The organism is Aquiflexum sp. TKW24L, from assembly GCF_023502205.1.
In the GTDB taxonomy this organism is placed as follows: domain Bacteria; phylum Bacteroidota; class Bacteroidia; order Cytophagales; family Cyclobacteriaceae; genus Cognataquiflexum.
Window position 1 is genome coordinate 39,310 of the sequence record NZ_JAMFLG010000030.1, and the last position, 16,834, is coordinate 56,143.

Consider the following 16,834-nt stretch of genomic DNA (forward strand, 5'->3'; position numbering starts at 1 on the left):
AGGCCGGTAAGCAACGGTATAAGTTTAAAAATTGTTGCATTTTCTTGACCGGTTCCAACCCCTCGGTAGCCAAAACCAATCGGTTTGTGTGGTTTGAAAAATGGGTTGTTGGAAAGGCTGAGTGTTTACCTTTCCGAGCGGGTAAATCTTCTCATTAACGGTACGTATTTTACCAAGGATTTATGCCTGATTTTGTATCGGGACAACACCATCAAATTCACCCAGCTCTGTCGATTCAGCGACGGTGAACGATAATACGAGGAACTCAAAGAAGACCTAGAAAATCTGCTAATTCTTGGAGTTCAGATCGAATCAATTACCTGCGATGGATATCGGGGATTGCTCAGGGCAATCCGTACAGTTTGTCCGCACGTCACCCTGCAGCGATGTGTGATCCATGTGCATTGAATGTGCAGAATATGGCTTTCCAGCAATCCTAAGAGCATTCCCGTGCAAAAACTCCGAAAAATTTTCTCTACCATTCACCTTATCCAGTCCAAATAGGAAGTCAGCTATTGGCTACTCGAACAGGCCAATTGGGATGCTAGGCACCATCAGTTTGTTCATGAAAAAACTGTCAATCCCATAACGGGAAAGTATTGGTATAAACACAAACTGCTTAGACGTTCCTTTTAGGTATAGAAAAACGCTTTATCGAACCTATTTGCTTACCTGGATAATACTAGAATTCCAAAGTCAAACAACGGTCTCGAGTCATTTTTTGGACATTTAAAAACCAATTTAAATATCCACCGCTGGCTCTCAACAAGAAATAGAAAAAGCTTCTTGAAGTGGTATCTGTACTTTAAAAATGCTAGAAGAAAAGGTTTTTCTTAGCCATAGGAAAAGAAGAATGAAGCATAAAAAAGGGCTCCGGAATACGAAGCCCTTTCATTCCACTTGGCAGATTTTATTGCTGGTAAGTTGCTCCTCAGCAGAGCTTACGTCCTCTTCAAATCTGCGAAACATTATAATAATTTTTTCAGTAAAATTCACCAACTATTTTTGACCACATTACTTTTCTGATCTAATATCTAATTTTTAATCTTCACTTCATTTTTGACAGGATCATTAGATGAAGGTGGATCTTATTTTTTTATAAACTTAAATATTTCTCTATGTTGAGTATCCTGCAGAATCAGGATGTAATAACCTGATACCAAATTTAAATCGGAAAACTCTATTTCCAAAGTATGATTCGTTACTTCCATGATTTTCTCAGTAGCAGTTCTACCATTCAAATCTACAATCGCAACTTGTAAAGGTCCTTCCTGAATCCAAAGTGGGCTTACAGAGATTTTATCTTGCGCAGGGTTTGGAAAAAGAATTGCCTTGGATTCCTCCTTTGATAAGGTTTTTTCTTCCAAAATTTGGAGAGTTGGTGATTCTTGTGTTTGGGTCCGATTCAGGTTTTTATCCATGCCTTGATCATTAATCCTGAAAACGTTGTTTTGCCCTATGATTGCTTGTATTTCAGTAGCAGAGAGTGCACCACCGTATATTTGCAAATCGTCCAAACTTCCATTAAATCTTTGAATGGTTCCCAATGCCCCAATGACCAAATCGCCCGACAGCGTGCCAATTTCAAAAGGGGAGCTATAGGTTCTGCTGATGTTTTCAACCCCATTGATATATACCTTAATGGTTTGTCCATCAAAAGTAGCGGCTACATGGACCCATTTTTTAAGATCATTGGTATAATTGTAAGGAGTTTTAATCCGGTAGGTTGACCCGTTGTTGGTCCTGTTCAAGCGGAATTCTATGCTACCATCTAAATCGAGCCAAAGTTCAAAACCATTTCCTGCAGATTTGCTGACGATGGTTCCCCTATGCATAACGTTCGGTTTGACCCAAGCTGCAATGGTTAGGGACTTGGATAGCTCCAAACTGGAATGATGGGGAACGCGGGCGAATTGGTTGGAAGATCCTGTCAGGTTGACACCCAACCCAAGTTTCCCACTTGACCAAGACATGCCGGAAGTGTTACTAACACTTCCATGGTTTGCATTTTCGGATGCATCTAGGAATTGGTTTCCACTTCCTTCATCCATTTTCCAATATCCGGACAATGCCATTGGGCTGAATTTTAGGGATTCTATTGAACCGGAATTTTCTTTAGCTAGATTGATCTCTTGGATACTGAGAGCCCTGTTATACAGCCTCACTTCGTCCATTCCTCCTTGCCAGCGTTGGATGGTACCTAAGGCTCCCAAAATCAGATTACCGGATGTCGTTCCAATGCTGAATGGGTTATAGGTGATAGATTTGTCTTCTACCCCATTGATGAAGATCTTGCAGGCGCTGCCATCAAAGGTAGCGGCTACATGTATCCATGTTTTTAGGGAATTGGAATAATTAAAATTGGAGCGTAAGCGGTAGGAGGAACCGTTGTTGGTCCGGTTAAGCCTAAATTCCAATTGCCCGTCAAGATCAAACCAAAATTCAAAGCCATTACCGGCGGATTTGTTCATGATGGTACCCCGATGAAGGAGATTGGGCCTTACCCATGCAGTGATGGTAAGACCATTTGGGATTTGGAGGGAACTGTTATGTGCCAAACTCGCAAAAGTATTGCTACCTCCATTTAATAATACGGCCTTACCTTGAACCCCATTGGCCCATGAGGTACCTGCTTGATTTAGAAGGGTCAGGTTGTTGTTTTTTCCTGATTGGTCAAGAAGGCGTGTGCCGCTACCTTCCTCCATAGTCCAATACCCTACCAAACCTGCATCTAAGGGAGAGGTCCCAATTTGACCTTGGGTACTAAAATTCCAAATGTCAGACCAGTTGGAATTGGTACTGCCTGTTTTGGCCCTGACCCGCCAGAAATAAGTTTTGTCCTCCAATAGGGAGGCAAAGTTGGCACTTGTTGTGGTAACATTGCTTTGAGAGAAGGCAATATTGGAAAACGTATTGGACTCCGAGATTTGGATGTCGTAAGAAGTGGCATTTGATACCGATGACCATGAAAAGCTCAGGTTTGTAGCCTGGTTGAGTGCGGTATTATCGGGTGATTTCAAAACTGGTTGAGACAAGGAGACAGTGCCTGTGCTGCTCGAAAATTTCCAGACTTCTGAATATTTACCAGTCCCTGCAGGATTGGATGTCCTTACACGCCAGTAATAGGTCTTATTGGAAGTCAAAGTAGGGACAAGCCAAGAGGTTTCCCGGATTGAACTCTTCACAAAAACCAAAGAGCTGAAGGTTACAGATTCTGAAATTTCCAGTCTGTAAAATTCAGAATTAGGTTGATTTTGCCAATTAAATAAAATATCAGTGGATCCTACAACCGCATTGTTGGCTGGGCTAACCAATGTGGTTGCAGGTGGAGTTCCTGAATAAGTAGCAGACCTAACCTTTCGGACTTCAGAAAAAGGACTGCTACCCGCATCATTGGTAGCCCATACCCTCCAATAATATTGGGTATTGGTCTGTAAGTTGGAGACAGTCCTTGAAGTGGAGGTAAGACCGGATATATTGGCTACATAACTAGTGAAATTTTCGTTGGTTGATAATTGGAAGGTGTAATTTTGGGCAATAGGATCCCCATTCCATGAGAAGGTGATGGAGGTAGAAAATAGATTGGAATCATTTACTGGATTAATTAAAACAATTTGAGATGGTGTCTGGGTAAATGGGCTTGTTCGGAAGCTAGAGAAGTTTGAAGCATACCAGCCGGTCCCTGTTCTGTTTATTCCAACAACCCTCCAATAATAAGTGGTATTGGACTTTAAGTTGGGGATATCTAAAAAGTTGTCTAATATTCCGATTTTATCCAGTACGGTGCTGCTAAATGCGTTGTTGGTAGAGATTTGAACCCGGTAGGATTCTGCACTAGAAATTGGGTTCCATTCTAGTTTGATATTAACGGGGTTGATATTGACTCCATTAGTGGGTCTTATGGGCACGACCACCTCTGGCACGGAGGAATATGAAACAGTTTTAAATGATCCTACACTAGAATAACTTCCAGATCCATTGGCATTTCTTGCCCTTACCCTCCAATAATATGTTTTGTTTTCAGCCAGTTTTGGACTGATGAAACTTGTTTCTGGCAACTCACTTTGATTTACCACTAAAGCAGAAAAATCGGAAAGAGAGGATACTTGGATTTGGTAACTTTGGGTGTTGGGGACTTTGGCCCATGAAAAAATAGGAGAAAGGCTAACTTCTGATTGGTTATCACTTGGTTGAAGTAGAACAGTTCTCCCCGGCACTGCATTGAGAGAATTGGTTTGGAAGCTTCTGGAGACGGAGTAGGGTCCACTTACGCCACTGAGGAAGGCCCGAACCCTCCAAAAATAGGTGCTATTGGCATCTAATTGGGGATAAACAAGACTTTTATTTTTAAGATTGGAGAGAGTTATGTTTCCACTGCTGAAAGAGGATGATTTAGAAATTTGGATTTGATAGGTATCTGCATTGACAACAGGTTCCCAGGCAAAACTGACATCTATAGGAGTAACATTGTTGGCATTTGAGGATGGAAGCAAGGGTGTTACGGCAAGGGGTGTTGAAGGATATTGGTCTTTAACCAAATCACTTACCAAGGAATTGATATACACCTCGATATCGGTATAATAAGGGCTGAGGTTGTATTCACGGTCATTGGATTGAGTTGGATTAAGTTTATTGGCCGATTCCCATGCATCTGGCATTCCATCCTGATCAGTATCCAAAGGAGCAGATAAGCTTTTGAGTAAAGGCCAACCACCCACATCCTTTTGGCTATCTATAATTCCCAACAAACCTGTTTTTGAACCTTTGGTAGTAATTGTTCCATTTTTGACGTCGTCAAGAATTCGCTGATCAACTGCGTCCCTAAAAAGATTGGCTCCAACGTTATTTAAAACAGAAAGAAAAGCTGCATCAGCTGAAATGTTTTGGTCATATAAATTAGCAGGGGTCTGAAAGGGTACTAGCTTACCATTTTGGTCTTTGTTTTTCAAACTTTCCAAATAGGTATTTGTCAACACAGTAGACTCCAATCGCACGCCCGCCCATTGGTTACTTTCAATTATGGAATGACCAACCAATTTATTGCTTTCTAGATAAAATTTTCCATATGTAGAACGGTCAGAGTTAACTGCACTTGGCCAAAGATATATAAGAGGGGTATATCCTCCATTTGATAAGGTTGCAGGTCCGGGCTTGTAATAATTTGAAAAGAAATTTGCGTTGACTTTTGACCCATTATTCGCAGCCCTACTTTCCCAATTATAAATTACATTGTTTTTCAAATCCATCAAACTAGGTATTGATCCGCTTGCCATACTCGGCACTCTGATCACAAAATGTGCCCATAAGTTGTGGATTAAAGAAAATCCGTTTCCGCCCATGATGGATCCAAAACCGTGCCTACCTTTGCTGTGAACTGAACTGTTAAGCCCTTCGGCTATGATACAGTTCTGAAGAGTTGCATCATGGACATCATATATAGAACAAGTCTCATCCGTACCCCAAGTAAATGAACAATGATCTACTATTAAACCAACAACATTTTTAGCATCAAAAGAGTCCCCTTCTACATTTGCTAAATCCCCCTGCCGTGACCTGATAAATCGAATTATTACATTTTTAACATCTGCAACTTGGAAAGGATAATCTTGAATGGTGATTCCTTCTCCGGGAGCGGTCTGCCCTGCAATCGTGATATTGCCATGTCTAATTTTCAAAATTGATTTTAACTTGATATTTCCCGAGACTTCAAACACTATAATCCTTGCCCCTCGTGTATCGATGGCTTCCCTCAAGCTACCTGGCCCTGAGTCGTTTAAGTTGGTGACCTTGAGTATCTGTCCTCCTCGGCCACCTGTGGTATACTTGCCGAATCCTTCTGCACCCGGAAAGGCGATTATTTGACTGAGATTGGGATCAAAATCAGATGGAGGATAAGTTTGACTTAAAGCGGAGGAAGAGAAGAGGTGAGATTGAAAAAATAATAAAAAACATGTTATTAGTAATCTTTGATTTAAGATTTTCATGGCTTATAATTTACTAGGGCTTACAAATGATTTACATTCTCTAAGAATCTTAGAAAATATTTTTTTTCTCACACAAATATCTTGCCGAAAATAATCTTAGAGAATCTTTTTTTACTATTTATAAAGCACACGATCAAAATAGAGTGAGAGGTAAAAAAGAAGTAGATTTGAATCTTGCAATTACGATAAAAATAAAATCAGGCATATAAAAGTAATCAATCATCCGAATAAAACTTGAAAAGCAAGATCTAGGTCAACCCCAAAAATTCAAGGAGCAATTTACCCAAGGTTAAATGGTCATGGTTTTCTTGAATATAATCAATACAGTTGGTGGATTTCTTTACGTAGTTTGTTTCCGAAATCCCATTCAACTTCAAACGAAGATCATCCTCATTTTCATAGATTATGCCCAAATTATACTGGTCAATTATGCCATCAGGATTTACATGATTTGTGGTGAGAATAGGCGTTCCTGTAATCATGGCTTCCAAAAAGGTATTGCTAAAACCTTCATACCTTGAGGTATTCAACAAAAATTTGGATTTAGAAAAAAACAGAAGTATTTCATTTCTAGGGATCAGTCCTACAAATTCTACATTAGAAAGTGACTTAAGCTTATCAACAAAAAAAGAGGTTTCTTTATCAATGCTTGAATTAGGCATTCCTGCAACTTTAAAGTTTTCAGATGGTAAGGTTACTGCAATCCTAAACAACAACTCCAGATTTTTTTGACGTCGGAAATTTGCCACCCAAGCAATATAACCTTCCATTTTGGGTTTAACCTCTAAAAAATCGGTGTTAATTACAAAAGGATTTGAGAATTTGATAATTTTTTGCCTTGGAAACCTTTTTATTAATTTTTCAAATTGAAATTGATTTTGTACAAGAATGAATGAGGCTCTTCGAAAAGCCAAATCAATAAATAATCTTTCGAAGAAAGTATGGGTTAATTTAATCCTATGATCAAGCATGTTGTCATTGGCTACCCTGATAATTTGTTTAACTTTTAATATCCTACACAAAACCCCAACGAAAAATGAATTCCAAGTGGGAATTGATTCCACCAAATAATCACAATTACATTTTTTTAACGCTTTAAAAAACCTAGGTAACCGGTAACTTACCCATCTAAGAACAGGCATCCCTTTATGTTGGTGGTATACGGAGCAAATCTCTATCCATGAATATTCCTCTAAAACCTTCCTTTTGTCATTTTCATAGTTGGCCAAAATCACCTCATGTCCTAAATCGTGTAATGCATTCATCCACACTTGAGTGGCAACTACTGCCCCTCCTAAAGGTTTGCCTCCTTCTACAATCATTTCAATATTTCCAATTTGTGTAAAAAAAAATCTTGCCATTTATTTTGTTATTATGTCAATGCTTTTGTTTAAGCTTTTTTCTTTTATCACGATTAACCAAGCAAATTTAAGCCAGAGGCCCATAAAAGATGCTTTGACAATAATCCGATTTGGCTTTAGGCTATTTCCCAAAACAAAAATGCCTAGAAATTTTCTATTGGCATCATGAAGAATAAATATTTTTTGATTAGATATTTGGTTCTTTGGAAATATCCAAAAAAACTATTTTAAAAAAATTCTGGATTGGGAGAATAAATGACCAATGGATATAGTTGTAATAAATCAAACCCAACAAATATTTTAGGTAGGCTCGCAATTTTGCCAATTGAATGTTAATCCAACAGAAATCTTGTCAAATGGTTGAAATGTTACGTAAATAAATTCGCTCCAACAGGCGGTCTTTCTCCAATAAGCGCGTGTTTTTTGACTGGACACTTCCATGCCTACCGGCAAGCGGACGTCCAATAAGTAGTAGAATATTAGGTTTCCGGCAAAGAAGCAGATAACCTTATTTATTTCTTCAATTTTCAATCCAAAATTCTGAGTATTCAACATTATTAAAGAATCTCAAAAAGGGTAATGACCTTTGGATGAAATTAAATTAGCCTGCTCCACGAGCTATAGATATCGGTCATTTGGGTTGTTATGGTTGATAGGAAGAAAGAAAAAGCGGTGCAACTGTTTTTTCCTCCTCCCCAAAATACCATAACAACGTTCCCCGAGCTTGCCGTGAAGTTATGTCATTGATACTATAGCTTTTGGCACAGAATCTCTTTGCTCTTAGTTAAGGGATTTTCAAAACAATTTTTTCCCTGCTCTATCCTAGCGTTTAACCAACCTCTTACTTTCCATTACACCAAAACCCTGGACTTTAATGACATAAATGCCAGCGGGGAGGCCTTGGGGGATTTCTAGGGAAATCCTTTCTTTTGGATCGGTAACCTTACTTTCGAAAACAGGGCTTCCTTTGCCGTCAAATATACTGATGTTGACTTCTCCCTCAATGGGTTTGGAAAACTCCAGATTAATGATATCTGTAAATGGATTTGGATAGGTTTTGATTTTGACCGGTGATAATCTTGCAAGAAGTGCTGCTTGGTCTTCTGCTATTATAAAGTGCCAGGTTTCAGATACGCTTGATGGTCGCTTTCCTTTTGCAGTTATCTTCCAATAATAGTTAACATCCCTTTCAAGACTATCCAACTCAAATTCCGTTTCAAGAATTTGTGTGAAGCTCATTACATTTTCTTTAAAAGTGCTGTCGGAAGACACATCTAATTGATAGTATTCTGCTTCTTCTACGGCATCCCATAGGAACGCTACTGATGTGCTATCCAAAGTAGTACTATCTCCCGGGCTTAATAAGACGGGTAAATCCAGTATTGGAAGAGGTTTGGTGACAAAATTCCAGACTGTCGAATAAGGGCTAGTACCTACAATATTGATCGCCATCACTCTCCAGAAATAAACCTGATTTGGCTCCAAACCCTCAGCCTTAAATGTATCGGTTGTTATAGAATTTTTTTCAATGACTATTGCCTGGCTAAAATTTGAATATTTTGAAACTTGAACTTGATACCTTTCTGCATCAATGACTGGTTTCCACTCAAGCATAATATTCTCTTTGTCCAGTATGATGGAGGAAATAGGACTAACCAAGATGGGTGCTGTCGGAGCTTTCAAAGGTTTTTTTGTTGAAAATTCCCAAATAGGCGAATAAGCACTGTTTCCTGCAATATTTGTAGCCCTGACTCTCCAATAGTAGGTAATTCCTTCTTCAAGGTTTTGAATAGTAATAAAGGTCTCGACTAAATTACTGTTATCAACGATGTTTTGAGAGAAATCCTTTGATTTGGAAACTTGTAACCTGTAAGAATCTGCACCTGCTGCACTTTTCCAAACTAATTTTGGGTTGATTTCCAGATCTTTTTTTCCATTACTTGGACTTTGAAGCGTAGGAGCATCTGGAACGTTTAATGTTTCAAATTTCCAAATTTCTGAAAATTCACTCCGTCCTCCCTCATTGGAAGCAAATACCCTCCAATAATAAGTCACTCCTTTTTCCAAGCTGTTGGTTTCGAATGATTGGACCTGAATACTGGACAAATCAACTTGAATAAGGGTAAAACTCGCGTCTTTGGAAATTTGGATGCCATAGACATCTGCACCATCGGATTTAGTCCAGGTAAATACTGTTTTGCCTGTTAATCCAACACTTTCATTTGCCGGACCTAGTAAAATAGGGGCAGAGGGAGGATTGATTTTTTCTTTTGTTGTAAAAGACCAAACCGAAGACCATCCACTCACTCCTGCAGAATTGGAAGCATTTACTCTCCAAAAATACTGGGTTTCTTCTTGTAATCCAGACACTGTAAATTCATTATCTTTCAAGGTAAAGTTGCTGGAAATTATGGAACTGAAATCCTTATTGGTAGAAACCTCGATACCATACTTATCCGCCTCGGTAATAAGTGTCCAAGTCAATTTTATCGCAGTAGATAATCCGATGTCATTGTCAGAAGGACTGACGAGTGTAGGGGCTATTGGGGGATCAAGCGAAATTCTGGTATTAAAACTCCACACGGAAGAGAATGCACTATTTCCTGCCTCATTGCCTGCACTTACCCGCCAATAATAGGTTTCGCCTTCCTCAAGGTTATTTACCTGAAGGGAATTTGACGTTAATGCGGCATTGTCAAGGGAGAGAGTGGCAAAATTAATTTCCTTGGAAATTTGGACCCTGTAAGTTTTAGCCCCGGTAACTGTATTCCATTGTAACCTCGGAGAAATAGAAAGATCTTTTGCCCCATTGGAAGGACTTACCAGATTGGGTGCTGCCGGAACGGGGATTGGTTTGATTGTCCTGAATGTCCAAACAGTGGAGTAAGGGCTGTTTCCTGCTGAATTAGAAGCCCTGACCCTCCAAAAATAGGAAGTATCATCTTGGAGTCCCGAAACCGTAAATTCGTTGGTTTTCAAAGTTTTAATATCAATATCCAAAGTTTTGAAATCAGAATTTTTGGAAACCTCAAGGGCATAACCGCTTGCCGAGGTGACTACATTCCAGGTTAATTTTAGGGTGGTTGCCAAACCCGTAGCATTATTGGAAGGGCTTCTCAATGTAGGTGCAGGTGGCGGAATTGCAGCCAGTTTTGTCTGGAAGCTCCACACAGAGGAATAACTGCTGCTGCCTGATTCATTGGTAGCCCTGACCCTCCAATAATAGGTTACGCCATCCTGAAGGCCGCTGACCTGAAGTGAATTTGACGTTACTGCGGCATTGTCAAGGGAGAGAGTGGCAAAATTAATTTCCTTGGAAATTTGGACCCGGTAGGTTTTCGCCCCGGTCACAGTATTCCATTGCAATCTTGGTGAAACCGAAAGATCTTTTGCCCCATTGGAAGGACTTACCAGATTAGGTGCTGCCGGAACGGGGATTGGTTTGATTGTCCTGAATGTCCAAACAGTGGAGTAAGGGCTGTTTCCTGCTGAATTTGAAGCCCTGACCCTCCAAAAATAGGAAGTATCTTCTTGGAGTCCCGAAACCGTAAATTCGTTGGTTTTCAAAGTTTTAATATCAATATCCAAAGTTTTGAAATCAGAATTTTTGGAAACCTCAAGGGCATAACCGCTTGCCGAGGTGACTACATTCCAGGTTAATTTTAGAGTGGTTGCCAAACCAGTAGCATTGTTGGACGGGCTGGTCAAGACAGGGGCAGGCGGAGGAATTACTGCCAGCTTAGTCTGGAAGCTCCAGACAGAAGAATAATTGCTGCTGCCTGATTCATTGGTAGCGCTTACCCTCCAGTAATAGGTTACGCCTGCCTGCAGGTTATTGACTTGTAAAGAAGTTGAAGTGACTGCCGGATTGTCCAAGAATAAGCTGGCAAAATTGCTTTCTTTCGAAATTTGAACACCGTAAGTTTTTGCGCCCACGCCAGCATTCCATTGTAATGTAAGCGAGGTGGACAAGTCTTTTGCCCCATTGGTAGGACTGACAAGAGTTGGAACAGCAGGAAGAGATGCCGGCTTTTTGGTTCTAAAATTCCAGACAGTGGAATAAGGGCTGCTTCCGGCTTGATTCGTGGCTCTTACTCTCCAATAATACAATACATCCTCTTGTAAGCCTGAAATACTTACTTCATTGATTGATAATAGCTTACTATTTGAAACCAATGTACTGAAGTCCGAATTTCTTGAAACCTCCACTGCATAAGTTTCAGCATTTGATACGGCAGACCAAGATAACTTTGGGTTTGTGGGAAGTCCTGTGCTGTTATTGGCGGGACTAGTTAAGGTTGGAGCAGTTGGAGCGATAACCTTTTGCCCAATCGTAAAACCAATTGAAAGAAGATTTCCTTTTGTTCCGGCCAGGTTAGATTCTGAGTAGGGTATTGCTTCTAAAATATAATTTCCTTCCGGTAAAATTTTTCCATTATAATTTCCCCGGCTGTCCCCAAATAGGGCATAGGGGACTACATTCTCTGTAATAGATTCACTGACAGGACCTGACAATTTGATGGATACACTGCCGACAGGGGTTGGGTTGGTATTTACCCTGATATTTAAATTGATTCCTTTGATTTGGTTTATATCTATAGTTGTGCCGTTGGAAATAGTGATGATGTCCGAATCAGTATCTGCATTGACCAAGGTAAATCCCGATATACTTAAAGTCACACTAGTTGATACCGTGATTTGGGAGGTTGCGGTAAAGTTTCCATCCTGCGATTTTGCAGTAACATTAGCAGAACCACTTTTTATCCCAGTAACCAATCCGCTGGAACTAACTCCCGCAATGGTTGGATCTGAGGAAGTCCATGTTACTGTTTTATTGCTTGCATTTGAGGGGGACAGGGTGCTGACAAGCTGCAAGGTTTTGGAAATTTCTAAGCTTGCTTTAGTAGGGCTGATAGAAATACCTGTTACAGGGACGGTTTCGGTGATGCTGCTTGTTTTGGTTGTAAAACCCCATGCATTTGAAAAATTACTACTTCCCGCACCATTTGTTGCCAATACTTTCCAAAAGAAAGAGGAACCGGAGGTGAGATTTTTAATTTCTATACCAGGATTTGTTAAGTTATAAATATCATAAACGATTGAGGTGAAACTTTCGTCCTTTGCCACCTGCACCCGGTAAGTTTTGGCCCCATCGACAGCCCCCCATTCGAGAAATAAAGATGTTGACAGATCTAAGCTTCCGTTTGTTGGGCTGATTGGCTTGGGAACTTCAGGGATAACCACAGAAGTGACGGTTTTAAAATTCCATATACTAGACCATGAACTCGTTCCTTTGCTATTTTTTGCTCTCACCCTCCAATAATACTGTGTATCTCCTGCCAGTTTTTGAAAGGAATACTGTAGTGAGCTCAGATTTTCTACGTTAGCCACTAAAGTCGCAAAATCTTGGGTTTTCGAGACCTGAAGTTGGTAGTTTAGTGCATTAGCGGCACTTTTCCATTTTAGGGTGGGATTGATGGCAACACCCAACGTATTGTTGAGGGGGCTTTCTAATTGGGGAATAGAGGGGGGAGTGGTTGCATCTAACTCAGAAATATGTTTAACCAGGCTGTTGATGTATACCTCAATATTCGTATAACTGCTACTGAGGTTATAACCATTATTATCCGCCAAGTTTGGGTTCAAACCATTTTCTACTTCCCATGCATCTGGCATTCCGTCCCGGTCCGTATCTTTTGGGGCTGTAGTGGATTTCAAAACCGGCCATCCCCCTACATCTTTTTGACTGTCGATGATGCCGGGAATTCCTGTTTTTGATCCTTTAAAGGTTACAGTTCCTGTTCGTACTTCCTCGACCAATCTCTTATCTACGGCATCTCGAAACAAACTTGCTCCGGCGTGATTTAGGACTGCATCATATCCCTCTTCTGAACTCAAAGATCTTGTATATAATCCTGTAGGAATTGGAAAGGGTACAAGTTTTCCATTTGAATCTTTGTTTTTACAGGATTCAAGGTAAAGTTTTGTGGCTTCTGCATTTTCCAACCTTACACCTATCCATTGGTTATCTTTAACTTCAGGTCTGCCAACTAATTGATTTCCTTCAAGATAAAATTTCCCGTAGGTACCGGGGTCCCCAGTTGGCCATAAGAAATTGAGTGGGGTCTGACCTCCTCGTTGAAAGCTTGCCGGTCCAGGTTTATAATAATTATCATACATATTTACACTAGAAAGTGAGCCATTATCGGTTGAGCGCTGACCCCAATTATAGATAACATTATTCCTGATATCAATGACACCATTTAAACCCACTGTAGTGATAGCTGGATTTCTAATCAAAAAATTGGACCAGAGGTTTTGATATAAAGAAAAATCTTCACCTCCAATTAATGAACCATACCCATGATTGCCTTTAGAATGGACAGAACTATTCAGCCCTTCGGATATTAAGCAGTACTGGAGAGTTGCTTTTTTTATATCATAAATAGAGCAAGTTTCATCAATTCCCCAAGAAAAAGAACAATGATCTATAATAAAATTGTTACTTCCTTCTCGGACCTCAAAACTGTCCTCTGGTTCACCTGCTAAATCTCCAAGGCGGAATCTAATAAAGCGGATTATTATATTTGACTTATTCATTATCCGGAACGGGTAATTTTGGAGTGTAATCCCATCTCCTGGAGCAGTTTGGCCGGCAATTGTCAAATTCCCACTTCCAACATTTAATCTGCTTTTTAAATGAATATTTCCTGAAACCTCAAAAACTGCTGTCCTTGTTCCACTTGCTTCTACCGCCTCTCTGAGACTTCCTTGTCCGCTGTCGTTTAAATTTGTTACAATAAAAACTTTCCCTCCCCTTCCACCAGTGGTATATTTTCCAAAACCTGATGCGCCTGGAAAGGCAGGAGTGGATTGACTGTAAAGGACAATTGGTTGAGAACAAAAAAGCAAAAATATTAGTACAACATGTACTTTGAAATTAATTATTACGGTGGGGCTCATAAGCTAGTTTAAGATTTTGATTTTTTGGACATAATCTTTCCATCAGACTTTTTGAAGTCTGTTTAATCAATTTCTCTGATTGCCTAGATTGGGTGATCAAGCGTTCAGAAGGGTTTGACAGGTATCAAACCTTACCCCAAATATGGTCTCTTGAAAATTTTTTCCAAAATTTTGATTTACAAACCAGTTTTTTCAGGGTTTAAATCAATTTTATCTGTTTCAAATAAAAAATAAAGCAGCAGTTTCAATAGTTTAATTTTAAAAAATAAGAATAGTTGATTTTCTTTTTGAAAGAAAATAAGCCTTTGAAATTATTTATTGGATGAAGTATATGGTTCCAGAATCCTTATTTGAATCAAAAAATATTAAGATGTTCTACCAAGCTGTTTAAGTACATCTCCAAATTGGTGAAATTTGGATTTAAATCATAAAATCGATCGTTTCTTTTTTCAGGATCTAAACCATTTTCAATCTCCCATTCATCTGGCATTCCATCCCGGTCGGTATCTTTAGGTGGGATAGAGGATTTTAAAGTAGGCCATCCTCCTACATCTTTTTGGCTGTCAATAATTCCTGGGAGACCTGTTTTTGATCCCTTGTAGGTCGTTTTTCCACTCCGCACTTCTCTTACAACTCTGATGTCTATTGAGTCCCGCGATAAACTTGATCCGGCATTTACCAAAACATGTTCGAGTGCATCAATTGAAGTTAAGGTTTTGGAATAAATCTCTTTTTGGATAATCATTGGAATAATACCTCCATTTTTATCTTTATGCTTGACTGCGTCCAAGTAAACACGAGAATTTTCACTATTTTCCAAGCGTACACCTTTCCATTGATCAGAATTTACTTCCTTTTTTCCTTCCAAAATATTGCCTTCTAAATAGAATTTTCCATAATTTTCAGGATTTTTGTTTGCTGCAGTAGGCCATAAAAAATGAAGAGGGGTGAACCCTCCCCTTTCGAAACTTGCAGGCCCTGGTTTATAATAATTATTAACAAAATTTGCTAAACAAAATGATCCATTATCACTTGACCGCATGCCCCAATTGTAAATAACATTATTACGAATGTCAATTAGGCAAGAACCACCTTGGTGTGCCATAGAAGGCATCCTGATCGAAAAATGAGCCCACAAATTCTTGTATAAAGACAAGTTTGATCCTCCCATTAATGAGCCGTACCCATGTTTCCCTTTTGGATGTTTGGAATCATTAAGACCTTCAGAAATAATGCAATATTGAACCGTAGTGTTAGTTACATCATATACAGAACATGTTTCATCAATGCCCCAAGAAAAAGAACAATGGTCTATAATAAGGTTGTTACTTCCTCCTCTAGCCTCAAATGCATCCTCAGCTTCATTTCCCAAATCTCCGAGACGAAATCGAATAAAACGAATAATGATATTTGATTTATTGATTATTCTAAAGGGAAAATTTTGAATTGTTATTCCATCGCCAGGAGCAGTTTGGCCCGCGATGGTTAGATTTCCATCTCCGACATTCAACCTGCTTTTTAAGCTTATGTTTCCAGATACTTCAAAAACGATCGTGCGAGGCCCTTTGGCTTCTACTGCCCATCGCAAACTTCCCAATCCACTGTCATTAAGATTGGTGACAATATACACCATTCCTCCACGCCCACCTGTCGCATATTTTCCGAAACCTTCTGCACCGGGAAATGCCAAAGGTGTAGGTGCTTCTTGGGATACAGATGTAAAAGTGATGAGACTTTTAAGGAGGTACAAAATAAGAATGAAGGGCATAGAGGGAAAATTTGAGAAAGTAATAACGATATGATTCTTTAACCTTAGACCATTTCGTTTTAAAGATTGTTATTTTTTGGACAAACTTGGAACCTAAAATTTGACAGTTATTAGGAACAGAAGTAATTAACATCTTTTGGAAGCTTTAATGTAGTCTCAAGTCCCAAATTGCATTAGAAAAAAGTATGATATTTGGTACCTTTTTGTTTTTGTGCTTTCTCTAGACTGTTTTACATAGTTTGAATTAATTTGATCAACAATTTCCCAAAATTTCCCTGTATAAAAGCATCCAAAATCTAACTAAGATTCTGGAGGCTGGTATTCACCGATTTTATTTACAAAATTATTTTTTTAGGAATTTCAATACCTGTTGCTGTCCATTGGAATTGACTAAGAGCACATGAGTGCCGGGCTTTAATCTCAGTTGGGAAATATCCAAAAGCAAATCTCCGTTATCAGATTCAAATTCCTGGTTAAGTAAAAGAATACCCTTCATATCGAATATACTAATTTGTACTAGATCCTTCTCGATGCCTGAAAGTTCCAAATTTATCACATCAAGTACAGGATTGGGGAAAATCTTAGTAACCTTTGAAGTATTCCGTTTTTGGGCATCTTTTTCATCCAGATCAGCATTTTCAGAGGAAGTTGTTTCCCCGCCTTTAATGGTCGGATTTTCATTTGTCCTAAAGGCGCCTCCAACATTTGCTAGACTCATAATTTCAGTTTCGGATAGCGCTCTGTTGTATAGCCTAACA

At 39.3% G+C, this 16,834-nt stretch carries 6 protein-coding genes; 1 reads left to right on the forward strand and 5 read right to left on the reverse strand.

What is annotated here, in order from left to right; genetic code table 11:
• The first annotated feature begins 306 nt into the window (after positions 1-306).
• Positions 307-408 carry a transposase gene (locus tag M3O96_RS22205; protein WP_502798919.1) on the forward strand — a complete coding sequence of 34 codons (102 nt, stop codon included), beginning with the start codon at positions 307-309 and terminating at the stop codon, positions 406-408.
• Positions 409-1,088: 680 nt separating this feature from the next.
• On the opposite strand, the gene M3O96_RS16920 is transcribed toward M3O96_RS22205, so the two are convergent.
• The 5 genes from M3O96_RS16920 to M3O96_RS16940 form a co-directional block, all read right to left on the reverse strand.
• Positions 1,089-5,984 carry a LamG-like jellyroll fold domain-containing protein gene (locus M3O96_RS16920; protein WP_249722503.1) on the reverse strand — a complete coding sequence of 1,632 codons (4,896 nt, stop codon included), beginning with the start codon at positions 5,982-5,984 and terminating at the stop codon, positions 1,089-1,091.
• A 248-nt stretch (positions 5,985-6,232) separates the two neighbouring features.
• The gene (locus M3O96_RS16925; RefSeq protein ID WP_249722505.1) at positions 6,233-6,754 is read right to left on the reverse strand and encodes a glycosyltransferase; all 522 of its coding nucleotides are present in this window, start codon (positions 6,752-6,754) and stop codon (positions 6,233-6,235) included.
• A 1,413-nt stretch (positions 6,755-8,167) separates the two neighbouring features.
• Positions 8,168-14,308, reverse strand: coding sequence for a fibronectin type III domain-containing protein (locus M3O96_RS16930; RefSeq protein ID WP_249722506.1), 6,141 nt, complete (start codon positions 14,306-14,308; stop codon positions 8,168-8,170).
• Positions 14,309-14,663: 355 nt separating this feature from the next.
• Positions 14,664-15,998, reverse strand: coding sequence for a pectate lyase family protein (locus tag M3O96_RS16935; RefSeq protein WP_249722507.1), 1,335 nt, complete (start codon positions 15,996-15,998; stop codon positions 14,664-14,666).
• A 421-nt stretch (positions 15,999-16,419) separates the two neighbouring features.
• The coding region (locus tag M3O96_RS16940) for a T9SS type A sorting domain-containing protein (protein ID WP_249722508.1) at positions 16,420-16,834 on the reverse strand (415 nt) is incomplete at its 5' end.

What these genes read in the sequence shown, in the direction of transcription:
- M3O96_RS16920 (WP_249722503.1), bottom strand. Translation starts at nt 5,984, where the DNA reads ATGAAAATCTTAAATCAAAGATTACTAATAACATGTTTTTTATTATTT.
- M3O96_RS16930 (WP_249722506.1), bottom strand. Translation starts at nt 14,308, where the DNA reads ATGAGCCCCACCGTAATAATTAATTTCAAAGTACATGTTGTACTAATA.
- M3O96_RS16925 (WP_249722505.1), bottom strand. Translation starts at nt 6,754, where the DNA reads ATGGAAGGTTATATTGCTTGGGTGGCAAATTTCCGACGTCAAAAAAAT.